We start from the raw sequence: 18,103 nt of genomic DNA on the forward strand, positions 1-18,103 counted from the left end.
TTACACACCCAGTGTTTTGTTGATGGCTTCGATAACCCGATCCGATTGGAATGGCTTAACGATAAAATCTTTTGCTCCAGCTTGAATGGCATCAATAACCATAGCTTGCTGACCCATCGCGGAACACATGATAACCTTGGCATTCGGGTCAATTTGTTTGATTTCCTTCAGAGCGGCAATGCCGTCCATTTCAGGCATCGTGATATCCATCGTAATCAGGTCCGGACGAAGCTCCTTGAATTTTTCAATGGCCTGTGATCCATCCTGGGCCTCTCCTACTACTTCAAATCCATTTTTGGACAGGATGTCCCGAATCATCATTCTCATAAATGCAGCATCGTCCACGATCAAAATACGGTTTGCCATCTGAAATAAATCCTCCCTAAATTATCCTTTTATTGTATTTTTTGAATTCGGTCCCATTGGCTTACAATATCCGTTACACGCACGCCAAAGTTCTCGTCAATTACGACAACCTCGCCCTTGGCAATCAGTTTGTTGTTAACCATAATGTCTACCGGCTCCCCGGCAAGCTTGTCCAATTCAATAATTGAACCTTGTGAGAGCTCCAGAATATCTTTAATTTGCTTTTGGGTCCTTCCTAATTCTACGGTGACTCTAAGGGGAATGTCCATCAATAAATTTAAATTGTTTTCATCCACCTGCGGAAATCCACCGGACTGCAAGTTAGAGAATTGCACAGGCTGCACATTTACATTACGTCCCGGCGGTACGGCTCCGTAATGATGAGGCGTTCCATAAGGCGCTTGCGGCGGTACACCTGCTGGCATTCCATAACCCGGCGTTCCATACCCTGGAGCGCCCTGCTGCCCGTATCCCGGGTCTTGAGGATACATTGGCGGTTGTTGTCCATAGCCTGCATCTTGCGGCGCCTGCGCGGCTGCAGGCGGCTGTTGGTAGGCTGGTGCAGACGGCGGCTGCGGAGTGCTAGCTTGTTTCGGCGCTTCGGGAGCAGCCGTTGCAGCTGCCTGCTGTGCGGACGCTTGCGGTTGCTCATCATCCTCTCCGCCATTCATTAAGATGCTCACCATCTTTTTGGCGAAATTAACAGGTAACAGTTGCATCAACGTGGAGTCAATCAAATCTCCAATCAATAACCGGAAGGATACGGTAATCAACGTCTCTTCATCTGGCAGGCTGGATACTCCATCGCCGTGCAGAGGGTCCAATATATCTATCCCTGGTGGTGAGATATTAACAAAACGATTAAACATAGTAGACATGGAGGTCGCAGATGATCCCATCATCTGGTTCATCGCTTCCTGCACAGCACTGATGTGAATTTCATTCAATTCTTCATCTGCCGGGTTTCCTCCACCGCCAAGCATTAAATCTGCTATAACCTGCGCATCACGCTTTTTAATTACGAGCGAGTTAATGCCTTCAAATCCATCGACATAATTCACATGTACGGCTACATGCGGCTTTGGAAATGCAGTTTCAAATTCAGAACGTGTAATAATTGAAACCTTAGGTGTCGTAATATCCACCTTTTGACCGAGCAGTGTGGAAAGAGCCGTAGCTGCGCTGCCGAACGTTATATTACCGATTTCCCCGAGAGCATCCTGCTCTAGAGAAGTCAGAAAATCGTCAACGGTCTTGCCTGCGGGAGTAGAATCCGTCCCCGCTTCAGACTGTTTCAGCAAGGCATCAATTTCCTCCTGGGACAAATAGTCTTTACTCGTCAATTTCTTCAACTCCTTCGTTGACAATTTCATCAATTTGTACGGCAACACGATCTCTTACCATGCCGGGACTTCCCATAAACTTCAATTTCTCGCCTACCCGGATGGATAGTCCTTCTTTGACAGGCTTGTTCAATGAAATGACATCTCCTACCGAAAGGCCCAAAAACTCGGCTACATTTATCCGGGATTCACCCAACTCCGCAATAATAGGGAGCTCTGCTTTGGTGACCCGTAATCTCAAGGCGTCGATCTCTTCAGGCGCCCTTGATTTCTTTTCGGATGTAAACCACTGGTGCGTGGACAGTCTGGCCATAATAGGTTCCAATACCACGTGCGGGATACAGAGGTTAATCATCCCTGTGGTATCACCAATTTTGGTGCTAAGCGAAATCAGAGCAATCGTCTCATTCGGCGAAACAATCTGCATGAACTGCGGATTCGTTTCCATAGCCTCTAGGCGTGGTTCAATGTCCAGTACCGTTTTCCAAGCCTCTTGCAGGCTATCAAAGGTACGGCTGAAAATTCGCTCCATGATCGTCGTCTCGATTTCGGTCAATGCGGTAACCTTGGTTGGTGCCGAACCTGTTCCTCCGAGAAGCCTGTCCAGCATGGCATAAGCTACATTCGGGTGAACCTCAAGCACCATTCGGCCTTCCAGTGGTTCAGCTTCAAAAATGTTTAGTATGGTCATTTTCGGAATGGAGCGAATGAATTCATCATATGGAAGCTGCTCCACCTGAACGACATTAATCTGGACAAAAGTACGAAGTTGTGCTGAAAAATAAGTGGTCAGATACCGTGCAAAGTTCTCGTGTATCCGTGTCAGACTTCGTATATGGTCCTTGGAAAACCTAAGCGCTCTTTTAAAATCATAAGCGCGAACTTTCTTTTGGGTCTCTTCCTTTTTGAGTTCTTCCGCATCCATTTCACCGGACGAGAGAGCTGCTAAAAGGGCATCAATTTCCCCTTGTGACAGTACATCCACCAATGTTATTCACCCCCTTACGTGTTCCTGACAAAATCACCTGGAATCAAATGGCTGCCAGCAAAAAGTCTGTAATTTTGGCGTTCCCCAGGTGACCTTCAGGGAGCGACTTGTTGATGAGATCCGTCAGCTTGTCACTGAACTGATCCCGGCCTTTAGCCGTTCTGAGCTCATCAGGTTTGGTGTCTGCAAGTAATTGAATAACGATCGGTTTAATACTAATGTCCTTGATTTTTTCAAACGCTTCTTTTGCTTTGGCGTCGTTCAATTGAAAAGCAAGATTCATCTGCACAATGTAATCTGCATCTGCCAAATTTGTTTTGATACCGGTAATTTCAGAGCTTACTTCCACCAATTCATCTGCTGACAATCTTGGAAGTTGTTCTGCTTGAGCGGCTTGCGCATTTGGTATGACTTCCGACTTCTTCCCGCTAAGCGCTGGTATAAGTACAAAGGCCGCGCCTGCAATCAAAGTAATCGCGAGTAAAATTGTAATGAGCCATGGCAGCATCTTCTTCATTCGTCTTCCTCCATTTGTTGCACTTTTATCGTGGCGGCATGGATGCCGATTTCACGGCTGTAATCCTTGATCAAGGAGACGACATCTGCCGCTTTTTCCAATACAATCAACCGTTTCCCCGTCACCAAAGTGACGTATGTATCCGGTGTTTCCTCCACAGTCTCAATGAGCAGCGCATTAAGCCACATAGGCGAGCCGTTCAGCCGCGTTAACGGGATCATCGTAACACCAACCTCCTGATAGGTGCGGAGGAGCCTCTACTCCTCCGCGTTTAAATGAGATTATCGTTTCAAGTTTACAACTTCCTGAAGCACTTCATCCGAAGTCGTAATGATACGTGAGTTCGCTTGGAATCCGCGCTGAGCTACGATCATTTCGGTAAATTCCCCAGTCAGATCAACGTTGGACATTTCCAGCTGACCAGAGATGATAGCACCAAGGCCATTTTCATTCGCTACTCCTGGCTCAATTGCATCGATATTTGAGTTGACCGTAGTACGGTACAAGCTTCCACCGATTTTTTCCAATCCCTCTGGGTTTGTGACTTTTGCTAATGCAATTTGCGTGCCGTTGTCAACTGTTCCGTCATCCAATTGTTGTACAATTGTGCCATTCTGTTGAATGGAGAACGATGTCACATTGTCAGCAAGTGTGATTGGATCGCCACCTAAACCTGTTACGAAAAATCCATCGGAAGTAACCAGATTCCGGTTAGCGTCTACGTGGAAATCACCCGCACGAGTCAGATAAGGGACATCCTGTGCATCACTCATTTTCACCAGGAAGAAGCCGTCACCGTTAATCCGTAAATCCGTTGGATTGTTCGTAGTCATTGCACTACCTGGAAGATGCATCGTATCAATTGAGCTGACGGACACCCCTAGACCAACTTGCTTGGCATTTTGACCTGCGGTTGTCGTAGCATCAGGTGCACTTGCGCCCGAGCTGGTTTGGCTCAAAATATCCTTGAACATCACTCGGCTGGACTTGAAGCCTGTAGTATTTACGTTTGCAATGTTGTTACCGATAACGTCCAGCTTTGTTTGAAAGCCCTTCATGCCCGATACACCTGAATACATTGATCTCAACATTGAGTATAAATCCTCCTCTGATTGGTTGCTTAGTTGACCGCATCAGTCGATCCGCGGCTTTTATGATGGCTTTCCTAATTCGGGCCAGCCATTTCGTATATTTTTATGAAATAATTACAGCACTATCTATCTGCGTAAATACGTTATCCTCCATGGACTGCTTGTCCATCGCAGTAACAACTGTTCGATTAGGCACACTAACAATCAAAGCCATATCTTGCATTAAAATCAAAGATTCTTTGGCACCTTTGGCAGCAGCCTTATCCACAGCAGAGTTGATTTTTTCCATTTGGTCACTTTTTAACTCTATTCCCCGCTGTTCCAGCCGCTTGGCAGCATGATTGCTGAGCTTGAGCACCTGTTCCTGCAATACCTGACCGAACGGTTTGGTATCCTTTGTTACCGAATTTACTCGGTTTTGAGTGACCGCTGCCGGAGGAACGTTGGTAGGAAAAAGGCGTCCGACCGTTATCCTGTCATTCATGAATTCTCACCGCTTCCAGTGGAGGAAGAAGATGAAGTATCTGAAGTACCTGACGTCTCTGTAGCAGGAGCCGTTGTGTTGGCCTGGCTTACCGATGTTACATCTTTTAATGCCACCTCAGCCGCCCCCATTTTGGCATACTGCACACCGTCGCGAACAACGATGGAATCTACGATTCCACTTTTTACAGTACCTGCGCCTGCTTCACCTGTAAGAGGATCCTTTTTACCTGGCTCAATCCAGCTGACTTCTTTTCCGATCAAACCGGAAGCTGTACCCAAAGACTGTCCCAAAGCAGTCAACTGCGTAGAAATGTTCATCAGTTGTTCCACCGAGGAAAACTGTGCCATTTGGGCGACAAATTCTTTATCCTCCAAAGGCTGCATGGGATCCTGATTTTGTAGCTGAGTGATCAAAATTTTTAGAAATTGATCTTTACCCATCGTTTTCGTATCCTTGGCACTTGCTGTTTTAACATTATTTACATTGTAATTCGGCCAGACGTTACTGGTGGATACATTGTTGTCTGTAGTCGTCATTGTGTTCTCACCTCCATCATTACGCTTGTGCTGTAAAGGAGCCTGTCCGATTCATGTCATCTGCACGTTGTTCTGCTGTCCAGTTACGAAGCTCTTCTGTCATTTCAGCTACCTTCAGAGCATCCTCGCTCTCTTCTCTGCCTCGAGCTTTTGAACGTTGGTTAGATTGCTGCTGCTGATTAGCTCCAGAACCGCGGCCATCCTGATACATATGAGAGGATAGCGACTCATTGTGTGTTACTTCTACTTTATCTACCTGGATGCCTTGGTTTTGAAGGCTTGCACGCAACTGCGACATTTGCTGTTCCAGCAAGTCCTTCGCCCCACTGTGCTCAGTCATGAACTGTGCAACCAAATGTCCGTTTTGCATTGTCAGCTTAACCTCCAGCTGGCCCAGATGATCTGGACGAAGCATGATAGTCGCTTCTGTCAAACCCGTGTGCTTTACAATATCAAGTTTCTGCACCACAAACTCAGTCATTTCCTTGGCAAATTGCCTTACATGTACGACGGGTTGAGCTGGAGCCGAAGGTGTGGTTCCTTGTGTTTGCACTGAAAGCTGCCCTGCAGTCGTGATCACCGGAGTCTGATTATCAGTTGTCGCCGGATCCGCTTGCTCAGCTGCATCTACGAATGTACCTGCTTCATCTGCTGCAGTCGTTTTAACTGCGGACTGAACGAGAAGATTCGTTGATGAACGTTGTCCTTCTGCGCCTTGCTGATTCGTTTCACCTTGACTTGCTTGCTGCTGAGGAGCAACCTGTTTATTTGTAGGAGTTGCAGTTAATGTCTGAGCACCATTTGCCCGTTGTGCAGAAGGCTGAACCGCTTGTGAATCCCCACGATCAGCAAGTTCCACAGCTTTCATTACCCCATTCCACTGTTCATCGGGAATAGCCCCCGTCCCAGCCGTTGCGCTTTGAAGCGATTGTAGTAACTGTGTCACCTTAGACTTTTGATCGCCCGAAGCCTGCTCTGCTACATTTGCAAGTTGTGATAAAGCGTCCTGTAGTGCAAACCGAAGAGTTGCAGGATTAGCTGCCAAGGCTGTCAAGCCTGTAGCCTCTGTTGTTTCCACGCCGTCTGCTTGTTGATTTATTCCACTGCCTTGCAAAAACTGCTGCACTTGCTGAATCCACGATTGCAAAGTTGCAAGCAGAGCAGGATCAGCCACTACCTGATCATCCAACTTTTCGAGATTTTGCAGCAGAGGAGCCAATGTTTCAACCAGCGGCTCAGTTGGAGCTTCCGCAGATTCTCCGTTTGCAATAAGTGGTAGCACCATAACTAATGGAGAACCATTTGAATCTGTTCCTGCTGAGCCCGTTTGCCCGCCTGTCATCATTTGTGTCAGTGTTTGATTAAAGGCACCCGTGGTTGCTCCAGCAGCCGTGGTTGCACTCGCTGTTGATGCTGTCGTACCGCTAGCTGTTTGACTAGAGCTAAGAGATACACTTTGAGAAATCAGAGTCATATTTTTTTCACCTCCCTTCAATTCAAACTACTTATTGCCCATCAGTTTATTCAAAATCTTCGCGGTCTGGCCTGCATCCTTGGCAGACATATATTGCAGTAAAGAAGCACGCGTCGAATCATCTACTGTATTTAATATGTGTAATGCCTTATCCGGACTGATTTTGTAAGTTTGTAAAATAAGTTCGGCACCACTTTTCTTGTCCATCGACGCAAATGTACTGCTGATTTGAGTGCTTTGCAGACTTTTACCCGTCGTTCCGGCTGTAGTTCCTTGATCCTTTTTCAGACGGGACTGCAACGCAGCTACCGATAAATCCGTAGATGGCGTTACGTTTTTCAGAGCCATCGTAATATCCGCTGCTTTTTTAGCATCCATCTTTTGCAAAATCTTCGCACTGTTCGCAGGGTCCATGTAGCTTAATAGCTGCACAGTCTCTTCCGTAGTCAGGTTCTCCATGATCGGTGCCGCTTTACTTGCCGTCATTCCTTCATACATGCTGGCAAGTTCTCTGGTCTGTTTTACATAAGGATCTTCATTTGTTGTTCCATCTGTAGTTTGCATACCTACTTGCGCTTGCTGGCTGACCTGTCCCTGTTGACCCGTCTGCGACTGTTGTCCCTGTTGCGTTTGAAGCGTGTTAACCTGATTCTGAAGTTCAGTAACCTTCTTATCCTGTGTCGTCTTAGCCGCAGTCGCCTTTTTGAGTTCTTCCGTCTGCTTGGCCAAATCTGCTTTTAACTGCTGAATGGTTGCTTCAGAACTTTCAGACTGTGCCTTCTGATCAGCCTCTTTTGTTTGGGTCGCTTTGTCCTTTGGTTCAGGTATCCAATTTTTAACAACTGGAATTTTACTCCCTAACGAAATCATTTCACTTCTGAAGTCCATATTGAACAATGTAAGCAGGACCCCGACCAGAACAATTGTGAAAACAATCGGAATCAGGAAAAACAAAAACCGTTCAAATCCACCGCCTGATTCTTTTTCTAAATCCATATCCAGTTCATTATCTGCTAACTTCTGTGCCATCGTCTTCCTCCTCAGGCAGCTGATATGCGTATCCTATGACGTTCCGCTTACCGGGCTTTCATGGCAAATCGCACGGAAGCCATTTCATCCAGCTCATTCTGCTCGCGCAGGAGCATTTCCTGTTGGAATTTCACGTTGGCCTTCTCTCTTGCTTTCAGCCAAACTTGTTCATCCAGCATTTTATCGGTCAAAACGGTTTGTTTGCTTTGCACATTTTGCTGCGCATATTGAACATCCCTATGCTTGCGTGTAATACATTGGTCCAGATGATTGACATAAGCCTGTAATTCCTGAATGCTAGAGAGTGGCGCGCAATCTTCGGCAGCCTTTTGAATGGCTGATATGACCCGATTCCTTTCGCCTATAAGCTGTGTTAATGTCTGCTCCTCAGCCTGCAATTGTCCAACTGCACTGGAAAGCATCCATTCAGCCTGTGACTTTTCGTTCGTTTTCAAGTCTACAACTTTTTGAAAGGAATACTGAAATCTCATCGTTCAACCTTCATCTCCTCGTAAATTCAGAAATCAAACGTTCCCGTACTTCGTCCAGTTCGGCCTTTTCATCTGTTCTTTGTCTTGTAAAATCCCATATATCCCGTATGCGCTCCATAGATTCGTCAATTTCTGCATTCGAGCCCTGTTGATAAGCCCCAATATTAATGAGGTCCTCTGAATCTTTGTAAATGGCCATCAAGCGCTTAATATTTTCGGCCGCTTCTATCTGATCTCTTGGTGCAATGTCCTTCATGACCCGACTAATACTTGCTAACACATCAATCGCAGGAAAATGTCCTTTGTTTGCAATCCCACGGTTCAAGACAATGTGTCCATCCAATATCCCACGCACCGCATCCGCGATCGGCTCGTTCATGTCGTCACCATCAACCAGCACTGTATAAAATGCGGTTATGGAGCCAGTAGGACCTGTTCCTGCACGTTCCAGAAGCTTAGGCAGACTAGCAAACACTGAAGGTGTGTATCCTCTCATTGCTGGCGGCTCCCCTACCGCTAAACCGACTTCACGCTGGGCCATCGCATACCGGGTAACTGAATCCATCATCAGCATGACATTCAACCCGCGATCCCGGAAATATTCCGCTATCGTCGTTGCAATAAGTGCGCCCTTAATGCGGATCAACGCCGGTTGGTCGGAAGTGGCCACAATAACTACAGAGCGTTCTAGTCCCTCTGGACCCAAATCCCGTTCTATAAAGTCCAGCACCTCGCGTCCACGTTCTCCGATTAAGGCAATTACGTTCACATCTGCTTCCGTATTACGGGCAATCATACCCATCAAAGTACTCTTACCTACACCCGAACCTGCAAAAATACCAACCCGTTGTCCTTTACCAATCGTAAGCAATCCGTCAATTGCACGTACTCCGATACTAATGGGTTCCTGCACACGTGGACGATTCAGCGGATTGGACGGGATATTGAAAGTTGAATATCTCGCCATTCGCGAGGGAATCAGTGAACCGTCCAAAGGCTGACCCAAACCATCCAGCACTTTGCCTAGCAGCTCCGATCCAACCTGTACATTCAGCGGCTTCCCTGTTCCTACAACATCACAACCAGGACCAATGGATTGTAGTTCCCCAAGTGGCATCAGAAGCACTTTATTGTCTCTGAAGCCAACAACCTCTGCCTGCAATGGCTTGGCCGCTTTGCCGGGATAAATATAACAAACATCCCCGATACTGGCGTCAGGACCTTCCGATTCAACCATCAAGCCGATAACCTGTGTAACCTTGCCATTCACCCGAACCGGGTCCAGCTGTCGCAAATGATCCATGTAGCGCTGCGCATTAAGCCCCTTCATGTCTTCGCTCCTCATTTTCATGTGCTAGACGAAGCAGTTCTTTTTTAATCTCAGCTAATTGCGTATCGATTCGCGCATCCACGCTTCCAAAGGAAGAACGGATGACGCAACCGCGATCTTTTACGGTACCATCCGGAATAATTTGCAGTTCTGCCTGCGAATCGACAGATAATGACAATTCTTCCCGTGCACCTTGCACAAATGCGAAATGCTGAGGCGATACACACAGTGTAATGATTCCTTTTTCTCGCTTACGAGCCAAATTTTTTCGAATTAACTCAATCGTATATTCCGGCTCAAGACTGAGCTGTTTTTCAATAACCTTCTCGGCAATTGCACTGCTCAGTTCAACCAGAAAGGGCTCGGCTTCCTGAATCAGCTGTTCCTTAATCTCATAGGCCTGACGCAGAATATCTTGTGCTTCTTCCATCATCTGCTCCGATTTCGTCTGAAGCTCGGCTTCGGCCAGCTTCTGGCCTTCTTCATATCCTTGTTGAAATCCATCTGCTTTTATCGACTGAATCAACTGATCGTCATGCTCGCGTCGTTCCTGCCACCAATCTTCAATCTGCTGTTGTGCTTCCTGAAGCATTCGTTCCGCTTCTTCAGCCGCCTCGCGCACCTGACGTTCGGCAAAGTCCTTAGCATCATTCAGCATTTCATCTCGGAGCCGTTCTGCCTCATAATCTCGCTTGGGTTCTGGCTCCGTATATTCGGTTGAAATTTCTTCATCTGTCGTTTCTGGCACATACGTATGTGCCACATCAATCGTTTTCAAAGCCTCTACAGGCACATATTGGAAAGATTTAATCAAGTTAGACAATGATGTCATCTCCTCCGCCGCGTGCGATTATAATCTCACCGGCCTCTTCCAATCTGCGGATCGTTGATACGATACGTGTTTGTGCTTCTTCCACATCACGCAGCCGCACCGGTCCCATGTACTCCATTTCCTCTTTGAAGGTTTCTGCCATACGTTTCGACATATTTCGGAAAATTACATCGCGAACTTCTTCACTGGACACTTTAAGCGCCAATTGCAAGTCTGCATTGTCGATGTCGCGGATAATGCGTTGAATGGACCGGTTGTCCACATTGACGATATCCTCGAATACGAACATTCTTTTCTTGATTTCCTCAGCCAGTTCAGGATCTTGAATTTCAAGCGAGTCGAGAATTGTACGCTCGGTTCCACGGTCTACACCGTTCAAAATCTGAACGATAGACTCGATACCGCCTGCATTCGTGTAATCTTGCGTCGCAGTTGCCGAGAGCTTTTGCTCCAATACTCGTTCCACTTGAGAGATGACTTCCGGAGATGTACTGTCCATGACAGCAACGCGCCGGGCCACATCCGCCTGCTTTTCCTGTGGCAGGGACGATAGAATTGCCGCTGCTTGCTCAAACTGCAAGTATGAAAGCACGAGAGCAATAGTTTGCGGATTCTCATTCTGTATAAAATTCAATATTTGGTTCGGATCAGCCTTACGAGCAAAATCGAAAGGTCTCACCTGTAATGTCGCTGTCAAACGGTTAATGACCTCAACTGCTTTTTGCGATCCGAGCGCTTTTTCCAATATTTCTTTGGCGTAATTAATACCGCCTTGGGAAATGTACTCCTGAGCCAGACAAATTTGATGAAACTCGGCCATAATGGAGTCTTTTTCAATGGCATCGACCTTCCGTACATTAGCAATTTCCAATGTAAGTTGCTCGATCTCTTCATCACGCAAATGCTTGAATATTTGAGCAGATACTTCTGGCCCCATTGTGATCAAAAGAATAGCTGCTTTCTGTCTTCCCGTTAAACCTTGACTGCTTGCCTTTGCCAATGAACTCACCTCTATTCGTCAGCCAGCCATGTACGAAGCAGATTGACGAATTCGTCGGGTTTCTTTTTCGCCAGACTTTCAAGCTGTTTACGCACTTGACTTTCATTTGTCACACTTTCCATCGTAATGGACGGGAATTCCGTCGGCGTTGGCATCAGTTGCAATTCTTCATCCAACTCTTCTTCCTGCTTACGACGACTGCGTACGATGAAGAAGATTACACCCGCCAACAGTGCCAGAACTGCAGCTCCGATGCCCCACATCCACGGGTTGGAAGCTGAGAAGAATGTATTGGTACTCGTAGGCGCCGGAGCAACTTGCGAGAATACTGAAACCTTTTTAGCCAAATCTGCGTCTGTAAAAGTAGTACCGGAATTCGCCAGCGATGCTCTTACAATATTAACCAAAATATTTTGAATTGCTGTCTGAGTTGCAGTATCCAACGTTTGCTGACCTGTTGGTGGTTCAACTGCTACATTAATGGTTAAATCTTTTACAGTGTACGGACTTTGGATTATATCCCTTGCAATGCGGTTAACTTCGTAGTTAATCGTACTTGAGCTCTTATCCGAGCTGGTATTGCCGGAATTGGCTCCCCCAGGGTAACCCGGGACATCCTGCGTTCCTGTCCCTGCAACTCCTCCGGTTTGTCCACTACTACCCGTATAACTTTCCTGAATTTGTTGGGCACTGATTTCAATACCCTTCATTTTCGTTTGGTCAACAGGCGTGACCATTTGTTCCTTGGATGTTACTTTGTCGAAATTCAGTTGGGACATAACCAGCACGTTTACCTTGTCGTCTCCAACAATTTTCGACAAAAATTGTTGAACATTGTTCCTTACATCGCTCTCAAACTTCTTCTGTAGAGCCATGTTTTCCTGAACATCACTCGTGAGTCCACCTTGGCCGCCCTTGGCCGTTGGAATCAACTCATATTCCTTATTGGTGATCGTAATGTTTTCTACTGGCAAGTTCGGTACAGCCGTTTTAACCAGATTAAAATATCCGTCGATTGCCTGTTGATTGGGAGTAAAACCAGGTTCGAATTCCATTTGAATCGAAGCAGAGGCTTTGTCCTTTTCTTCAAGTCCGGCAAAAATGTTTTCCTTCGGCATATTAATGACAACTTTGGAGCTTTGGACACCATCCATCCGTTCCAACAGTTGCTGTACTTCGCCGTTCAATGCGTTGTTGTACTTCACATTGAACTCGTTCTCCGTCATGCCAATGGCCGATGAGGACTGATCAAAGGCACTCATGCCGATTGACCCCTTCTGAATCAGGCCTTGAGACCCAACATCTACTTTCGCCTTATCCGCGTTTGCAGTTGGGACTGAAATTTGTGTTCCACCAGCGTTAAGCTGATACGGTATACCCGCAGAATCGAGATATTTAATGACTCCGGCAGCATCATTTGCATTTAAATCCCGGAAGGCCACTTCATACTCTGTTTTGGTAAACTGCATCGTTAGCACTACAATTGCGATTATGATGAATGCTAATGTCGAAACAAGTAATATCTTCTGTTTTTTGCTGAAATTATTCCAATAACCGGAAATCTTATCCCGATATTGGGCGATTCTCTCGTTCACTCCGTCACCCCATCCGAAACTTTGCTAAACCCCCACTTTACATCTGTGTACGCATGATCTCCTGATAGGCTTCGATCGCTTTGTTTCGGACCTGTGTAGTAAGCTGCAGGGAAAGCAGCGCTTGTTGTGAAGTGATCATGACCTGATCCACATCAACTTTGCCTGCCATGAATTGGTCGGACATCTGGTGTGTAGCGGCTTCCTGCTGCCCTACTTCATTGAGAGCATCCTTTAGGAAGGAGCCAAAATCCTTCAAGGATTCGGAAGGCGTCGCTTTCGTCAACTCATTGTTAGGCGATTGAATCTGCTGTATTACCGGTGTCTGTACATTAAACATGGCGTTCTGAATCATGTTTTACTCTCCCTATTAAGTAGTTGGTAGTCCTAAAACTTAGCGACCAATTTCAAGCGCTTTGGAAACCATCGCCTTTGAAGCATTCAGGGCTGTTACATTGGCTTCGTATGAGCGTGTTGCGGAAATCATGTCGACCATTTCTTTCATAATGTCTACATTAGGCATATATACATAGCCATCTTTATCAGCGTCCGGGTGACCCGGATTGTACACTGGCTTCAAAGGTGACTGATCTTCCTGAATTTGAGCAATCTTAACGCCAGCAGCGCTTGTACTGCTTCCTTCCATTTGAGCCTTCAAAACATCGGCAAAGCCAGATTGGTTCGGCTCCAGAACAACCGTTTTTCTTCGATATGGAATTGCTTGTCCGTTCTCCACCTTCGCCCGAGTTGTCTCTGCGTTGGCGATGTTGCTCGATATAACGTCCATCCGCAACCGTTGGGCCGTAAGAGCAGACGCACTTATATCAAAACCGTTGTTGATCTTCACCTGGTCCTATCTCCCTTCTACCGCTGTTCTCATCATTTTGATTCGATCATTAATTTCTTGGATGTAGGTATTATATCTTAGTTGATTTTCAGCCATAAGACTCATTTCTCTGTCTATATCTACGTTATTCATGTTGTTATTCATGACTGAGTACCCATCTTTGATGACCGTGGCATCAGGAATGGAGTTCATAGGTCCTATTTGAAAATGTCTTGAATTGGTTACCTTTCCACGCAGTGGTGTGACATCACCGTCCATTTGCTGCTGAAGCAGTTCTTCAAATGAAACCTCCGAACGCTTAAAATACGGAGTGTCCGCATTGGAAATATTATCAGCCATCACACGTTGTCTCGTATTGGCCGCTTGTACACCTGCTTGAAGCTTTTGAAAGCTTAGATCACCCAGCAGATTCATTTAGCTCCTCCCTCCAGCGTCTACTACAAAGTAAGATTCAATAAAACAAGATTTTTCACTTTTTTTCGACAATAAAATTTCATAATTATACATTTCTTTTAGGTCTTAAGTAGAAAATCTTAACTTTCTGTCATATATTCTAAGTTTCGTAGAGTTGGGACCTAATTACAATAAGAAAAAAGCCCTATCTTTTTTAAAAAAGAGGGCTTTAGATGCATAAATTGTTAAATTTTTCAGGTTTTTTTCAAGGAAATGAATGTTTTCTTAGCACTTTACACCTGTAAAAGATTATACGTCCTACTTTTGGAATAGACAGAAAAATCATCAACTTAACCTGCGTCTAGGACTAAATGACGGTGCAAGATAGTGTTATTCTGGACCTCACACCCTATTTTTAGACACTCAGTTCATAAAATATACTGACTAAGGTCCCTGTTTTGGGCAATATCTCCCAGCTTCTCACGCACATACTCCGGTGTAATGATCATACGGTCCAATGTAAGCTCCGGGGCCTCAAATGACAGGTCCTCCAGCAGCTTCTCTAAGATGGTATGCAAACGCCGGGCGCCAATATTTTCGGTGTTGCGGTTAACAGACTCGGCTATACTAGCAATCTCACGGATCGCTTCCGCAGAAAATTCGACTTCTATTTCCTCGGTACGGAGCAATTCGGTGTATTGCTTGGTCAGCGCATTTTTAGGCTCCGTCAATATCGACACAAATTCATCCAAGGTCAAACTACTTAGTTCCACCCGGATTGGGAAACGGCCTTGAAGCTCAGGGATCAGATCTGATGGTTTAGCTACATGAAAAGCCCCTGCAGCAATAAACAGAATGTAGTCTGTTCTTACTGGGCCGTATTTAGTCATAATGGTAGAGCCCTCGACAATAGGTAAAATATCGCGCTGGACTCCTTCTCTCGACACATCTGGCCCACTTCCCTTGCCTTGACTGGCAATCTTATCTATTTCATCAATAAAAATAATACCGGATTGCTCAGCACGCTTTACAGACTCCTGAATCACATCATCCATATCGATCAACTTGGCTGCTTCATCTTGAATCAGTACCTTGCGAGCCTCCTTGATGGGTAGCTTGCGCTTCTTCGTCCGCTTGGGCAGAAAACTTCCGAACATCTCCTGCATATTCATACCCATTTGTTCATTCCCTTGCCCGGCAAACATATCGAGCATATTGGGTGCGGTATCCTCCACATCAATCTCTATAACATCATCTTCAAGCTTACCGGACAACAGATCAAATTTAACCTTACGTCGCTTCTCTGCCAGGGTTCCGTCGTGTTGTGTTGGTTCTTCTTCTACCGAAGGGCCTGTGTTATTGCCAAACAGCATTTCAAAGGGATTGCGTTGTGATTTATTCGACTTTTCTGCAGGTACAAGGATATTGACAATCCGTTCATTGGCCATATCCTCCGCTTTGTCTTTCACATTCTCTGTTCGTTCCGACTTGACGATACGGATAGAGGTTTCCATCAGATCACGCACCATGGATTCCACATCACGACCGACGTAACCCACTTCTGTAAATTTGGTCGCCTCCACCTTGACAAAAGGAGCCCCTACAAGCCGCGCAAGTCTGCGGGCAATTTCAGTTTTACCCACACCTGTCGGTCCGATCATCAAAATATTTTTAGGCACAATTTCGTCCCGAATATCATCCGGTAGCTTACTACGACGATAACGGTTGCGTAAGGCAACAGCCACAGATTTTTTAGCTTCCTTTTGTCCGACAATATACTTATCCAGCTCGGATACCACTTGTCTGGGCGTCAACGATTGATTATTCATTTTGCATTCCTCCACCCTTGAATACTCAGAGCCGACTTACAATTCTTCCACGATAATCTGACTGTTTGTATACACACATATTTCTGAAGCAACCTCTAACGCTTCCCGTGCCATGTCCTTTGCTTCCATACCATCGCCATGACGTTTGAAAGCACGGGCAGCTGCCAATGCAAAATTACCACCTGAGCCAATGGCCAGCACATCATCGTCTGGTTCAATAATTTCTCCGCCTCCAGAAATGAGCAGCATCCCGGTTGTATCCATCACAATCATCAGCGCTTCCAGCTTGCGTAAGACACGATCCTGCCGCCAGTCTTTGGCGAGTTCTACAGCAGCCCGTTGAAGATTGCCATGATGTTCCTCCAGCTTATTTTCAAACTTTTCAAACAATGTGATAGCATCAGCCACTGAACCCGCAAATCCCGCCACGACCTGACCACGATACAATCTACGTACTTTTTTAGCCGTCTGCTTCATCACAACACTGTTGCCGAACGTTACCTGCCCATCACCCGCAATAGCTCCTTTGCCATTATGGCGTACAGCACAGATGGTGGTAGCATGAAAGGACATATCCATAACGCGCTCCTCCTTTTCCTTCATCCTTATGCCTGTACTTCTGCTGACATAACTCCCGTTTGGTTGATATAAGCACGCAAACTTTCCAACGCACGATTAGCAAGAGCTTCATTCTTTTCCTTTTTGTTACGGATGCGTATCTCCAGCTTTGGAAGCAGACCAAAGTTTGCATTCATCGGTTGGAAATGTTTGAAATCAGCAGTTGTAATATATCGTGCCATACTACCTAGTGTCGTTTCCGCAGGAAACACAAACATTTCCTGATCACGTGCTGCTCGTGCCGCATTTATACCAGCCAGCAGTCCCGAAGCCGCAGACTCTACATAACCCTCTACACCAGTCATTTGTCCGGCAAAGAACAGATTACTTCTTCCCTTGAACTGATAAGTTGGATGAAGCTGCTGTGGAGAATTAATAAAGGTATTGCGATGCATCACGCCGTAACGTACAAACTCTGCCTCTTCGAGACCCGGAATCATTGAAAACACACGCTTTTGCTCTCCCCATTTGAGGTGAGTCTGGAAACCCACCAGATTGTACAGCGTACCTGCAGCATTGTCTTGTCGAAGCTGAACAACTGCATAGGGTAGTTCTCCTGTATGCGGATTTACCAGACCTACAGGTTTCATCGGTCCGAACAATGCCGTTTGTTTCCCACGCTGCATCATCACTTCGATCGGCATACATCCTTCAAAGTAAATTTCTTTTTCGAACTCCTTGACTTGTGCCACCTCAGCAGTAATCAAAGCCTCATAAAAAGCATCAAATTCTGCTTCGCTCATCGGACAATTCAAGTAAGCTGCTTCTCCTTTATCATAACGGGAAGCCAGATAAACCTTGCTCATATCGATGGAGTCCTTTTCTACAATCGGAGCAGCCGCGTCGTAGAAATAAAAATACTCCTCTCCCATCAGCGTTTTGATCTGTTCTGACAAAGCTGGAGAAGTTAAGGGTCCCGTTGCAACGACCACGATACCATCCTGCGGGAGTTCCTGCAGTTCTTCATTAACGACCTCGATCAAAGGATGTTGATGAAGCGTATCTGTAATATGACCGGAAAATCCATCACGATCCACTGCCAATGCTCCACCCGCCGGAACAGCATGACGATCTGCCGCACTCAGAACCAAAGAGTTTAGCATTCTCATCTCTTCCTTCAGTACGCCTACTGCATTTGTCAGACCGTTCGCTCGTAAGGAATTACTACATACTAATTCGGCAAATTTATCTGTATGATGTGCGGGTGTTTTTACAACCGGTCTCATTTCATATAACTTAACTGGCACTCCACGGCTTGCAATTTGCCAGGCAGCTTCGCTACCCGCCAAACCTGCTCCGATGACCGTTACCTTTTGTAGTTCACTCACTTTTTAAATCCC

Annotated in this window: 21 protein-coding genes; all 21 read right to left on the reverse strand. The window is 46.0% G+C overall.

The genetic code is table 11. The annotated features are described in order from the left end of the window. The 21 genes from ACQQ6X_RS17165 to trmFO all read right to left on the reverse strand — a co-directional run bounded on the left by ACQQ6X_RS17165 (position 1) and on the right by trmFO (position 18,091). Positions 1-366 carry a response regulator gene (locus tag ACQQ6X_RS17165; protein WP_013370687.1) on the reverse strand — a complete coding sequence of 122 codons (366 nt, stop codon included), beginning with the start codon at positions 364-366 and terminating at the stop codon, positions 1-3. A 29-nt stretch (positions 367-395) separates the two neighbouring features. After that, on the reverse strand, positions 396-1,709 hold the full coding sequence (gene fliY / locus ACQQ6X_RS17170) for a flagellar motor switch phosphatase FliY (protein ID WP_063208932.1): 1,314 nt from the start codon (positions 1,707-1,709) through the stop codon (positions 396-398). Continuing rightward, positions 1,699-2,697, reverse strand: a complete 999-nt coding sequence (gene fliM, locus ACQQ6X_RS17175) for a flagellar motor switch protein FliM (RefSeq protein WP_013370685.1) — start codon at positions 2,695-2,697, stop codon at positions 1,699-1,701. Before fliM ends, fliY begins: the two co-directional genes overlap by 11 nt. A gap of 43 nt (positions 2,698-2,740) precedes the next feature. Further along, positions 2,741-3,214: a flagellar basal body-associated FliL family protein gene (locus tag ACQQ6X_RS17180; protein ID WP_013370684.1), complete on the reverse strand. Its 474-nt coding sequence runs from the start codon at positions 3,212-3,214 to the stop codon at positions 2,741-2,743. Further along, the gene (locus ACQQ6X_RS17185; protein WP_007430031.1) at positions 3,211-3,435 is read right to left on the reverse strand and encodes a flagellar FlbD family protein; all 225 of its coding nucleotides are present in this window, start codon (positions 3,433-3,435) and stop codon (positions 3,211-3,213) included. The genes ACQQ6X_RS17180 and ACQQ6X_RS17185 overlap by 4 nt, the downstream gene beginning before the upstream one ends. Before the next feature lie 60 nt (positions 3,436-3,495). Then, entirely contained in the window at positions 3,496-4,305 is an 810-nt protein-coding gene (gene flgG, locus ACQQ6X_RS17190; protein ID WP_305166320.1) for a flagellar basal body rod protein FlgG, read from the reverse strand. A 103-nt stretch (positions 4,306-4,408) separates the two neighbouring features. Continuing rightward, positions 4,409-4,789 carry a TIGR02530 family flagellar biosynthesis protein gene (locus ACQQ6X_RS17195; protein ID WP_064798104.1) on the reverse strand — a complete coding sequence of 127 codons (381 nt, stop codon included), beginning with the start codon at positions 4,787-4,789 and terminating at the stop codon, positions 4,409-4,411. Then, a complete protein-coding gene (locus ACQQ6X_RS17200) occupies positions 4,786-5,328 on the reverse strand; it encodes a flagellar hook capping FlgD N-terminal domain-containing protein (protein WP_149032770.1) in 543 nt (180 codons plus the stop codon). The genes ACQQ6X_RS17195 and ACQQ6X_RS17200 overlap by 4 nt, the downstream gene beginning before the upstream one ends. Before the next feature lie 19 nt (positions 5,329-5,347). Beyond that, on the reverse strand, positions 5,348-6,802 hold the full coding sequence (locus tag ACQQ6X_RS17205) for a flagellar hook-length control protein FliK (protein WP_305166321.1): 1,455 nt from the start codon (positions 6,800-6,802) through the stop codon (positions 5,348-5,350). A gap of 27 nt (positions 6,803-6,829) precedes the next feature. Then, complete coding sequence (locus ACQQ6X_RS17210; RefSeq protein WP_305166322.1) at positions 6,830-7,831, reverse strand: MotE family protein; 1,002 nt, start codon at positions 7,829-7,831, stop codon at positions 6,830-6,832. 47 nt (positions 7,832-7,878) lie between these two features. Further along, positions 7,879-8,322: a flagellar export protein FliJ gene (fliJ, locus tag ACQQ6X_RS17215; protein WP_063208944.1), complete on the reverse strand. Its 444-nt coding sequence runs from the start codon at positions 8,320-8,322 to the stop codon at positions 7,879-7,881. 10 nt (positions 8,323-8,332) lie between these two features. Beyond that, positions 8,333-9,652: a flagellar protein export ATPase FliI gene (gene fliI, locus ACQQ6X_RS17220; RefSeq protein ID WP_149032766.1), complete on the reverse strand. Its 1,320-nt coding sequence runs from the start codon at positions 9,650-9,652 to the stop codon at positions 8,333-8,335. Further along, entirely contained in the window at positions 9,639-10,475 is an 837-nt protein-coding gene (locus ACQQ6X_RS17225) for a FliH/SctL family protein (RefSeq protein ID WP_063208948.1), read from the reverse strand. Before ACQQ6X_RS17225 ends, fliI begins: the two co-directional genes overlap by 14 nt. Further along, entirely contained in the window at positions 10,468-11,484 is a 1,017-nt protein-coding gene (gene fliG, locus ACQQ6X_RS17230) for a flagellar motor switch protein FliG (RefSeq protein ID WP_013370674.1), read from the reverse strand. Before fliG ends, ACQQ6X_RS17225 begins: the two co-directional genes overlap by 8 nt. 11 nt (positions 11,485-11,495) lie before the next feature. Beyond that, positions 11,496-13,079 (reverse strand): flagellar basal-body MS-ring/collar protein FliF, encoded by a 1,584-nt coding sequence (gene fliF, locus ACQQ6X_RS17235; RefSeq protein WP_305166323.1) that lies wholly within the window; start codon positions 13,077-13,079, stop codon positions 11,496-11,498. A gap of 37 nt (positions 13,080-13,116) precedes the next feature. Continuing rightward, complete coding sequence (fliE, locus tag ACQQ6X_RS17240; RefSeq protein ID WP_007430020.1) at positions 13,117-13,431, reverse strand: flagellar hook-basal body complex protein FliE; 315 nt, start codon at positions 13,429-13,431, stop codon at positions 13,117-13,119. 39 nt (positions 13,432-13,470) lie between these two features. Continuing rightward, on the reverse strand, positions 13,471-13,923 hold the full coding sequence (gene flgC / locus ACQQ6X_RS17245; RefSeq protein ID WP_305166324.1) for a flagellar basal body rod protein FlgC: 453 nt from the start codon (positions 13,921-13,923) through the stop codon (positions 13,471-13,473). Between the two features lie 6 nt (positions 13,924-13,929). Next, the gene (gene flgB, locus ACQQ6X_RS17250) at positions 13,930-14,337 is read right to left on the reverse strand and encodes a flagellar basal body rod protein FlgB (protein WP_149032764.1); all 408 of its coding nucleotides are present in this window, start codon (positions 14,335-14,337) and stop codon (positions 13,930-13,932) included. A gap of 407 nt (positions 14,338-14,744) precedes the next feature. Then, positions 14,745-16,145 carry an ATP-dependent protease ATPase subunit HslU gene (hslU, locus tag ACQQ6X_RS17255; RefSeq protein WP_149032763.1) on the reverse strand — a complete coding sequence of 467 codons (1,401 nt, stop codon included), beginning with the start codon at positions 16,143-16,145 and terminating at the stop codon, positions 14,745-14,747. Positions 16,146-16,181: 36 nt separating this feature from the next. Beyond that, positions 16,182-16,724 (reverse strand): ATP-dependent protease subunit HslV, encoded by a 543-nt coding sequence (gene hslV / locus ACQQ6X_RS17260; RefSeq protein ID WP_063208966.1) that lies wholly within the window; start codon positions 16,722-16,724, stop codon positions 16,182-16,184. 26 nt (positions 16,725-16,750) lie between these two features. After that, the gene (trmFO, locus tag ACQQ6X_RS17265; RefSeq protein WP_305166325.1) at positions 16,751-18,091 is read right to left on the reverse strand and encodes an FADH(2)-oxidizing methylenetetrahydrofolate--tRNA-(uracil(54)-C(5))-methyltransferase TrmFO; all 1,341 of its coding nucleotides are present in this window, start codon (positions 18,089-18,091) and stop codon (positions 16,751-16,753) included. Positions 18,092-18,103 lie beyond the last annotated feature (12 nt).

Origin of the sequence: Paenibacillus ottowii, from assembly GCF_050516475.1 — a bacterium.
Lineage (GTDB): Bacteria > Bacillota > Bacilli > Paenibacillales > Paenibacillaceae > Paenibacillus > Paenibacillus ottowii.

Bases quoted from the DNA above. Each gene is read 5' to 3' on its own strand.
- ACQQ6X_RS17195 (WP_064798104.1), bottom strand. From the start codon at position 4,789: ATGAATGACAGGATAACGGTCGGACGCCTTTTTCCTACCAACGTTCCT.
- ACQQ6X_RS17165 (WP_013370687.1), bottom strand. From the start codon at position 366: ATGGCAAACCGTATTTTGATCGTGGACGATGCTGCATTTATGAGAATG.
- ACQQ6X_RS17185 (WP_007430031.1), bottom strand. From the start codon at position 3,435: ATGATCCCGTTAACGCGGCTGAACGGCTCGCCTATGTGGCTTAATGCG.
- ACQQ6X_RS17210 (WP_305166322.1), bottom strand. From the start codon at position 7,831: ATGGCACAGAAGTTAGCAGATAATGAACTGGATATGGATTTAGAAAAA.
- ACQQ6X_RS17180 (WP_013370684.1), bottom strand. From the start codon at position 3,214: ATGAAGAAGATGCTGCCATGGCTCATTACAATTTTACTCGCGATTACT.
- flgG (WP_305166320.1), bottom strand. From the start codon at position 4,305: ATGTTGAGATCAATGTATTCAGGTGTATCGGGCATGAAGGGCTTTCAA.
- ACQQ6X_RS17200 (WP_149032770.1), bottom strand. From the start codon at position 5,328: ATGACGACTACAGACAACAATGTATCCACCAGTAACGTCTGGCCGAAT.
- ACQQ6X_RS17205 (WP_305166321.1), bottom strand. From the start codon at position 6,802: ATGACTCTGATTTCTCAAAGTGTATCTCTTAGCTCTAGTCAAACAGCT.
- hslV (WP_063208966.1), bottom strand. From the start codon at position 16,724: ATGGATATGTCCTTTCATGCTACCACCATCTGTGCTGTACGCCATAAT.
- fliE (WP_007430020.1), bottom strand. From the start codon at position 13,431: ATGATTCAGAACGCCATGTTTAATGTACAGACACCGGTAATACAGCAG.
- flgB (WP_149032764.1), bottom strand. From the start codon at position 14,337: ATGAATCTGCTGGGTGATCTAAGCTTTCAAAAGCTTCAAGCAGGTGTA.
- fliI (WP_149032766.1), bottom strand. From the start codon at position 9,652: ATGAAGGGGCTTAATGCGCAGCGCTACATGGATCATTTGCGACAGCTG.
- hslU (WP_149032763.1), bottom strand. From the start codon at position 16,145: ATGAATAATCAATCGTTGACGCCCAGACAAGTGGTATCCGAGCTGGAT.
- fliJ (WP_063208944.1), bottom strand. From the start codon at position 8,322: ATGAGATTTCAGTATTCCTTTCAAAAAGTTGTAGACTTGAAAACGAAC.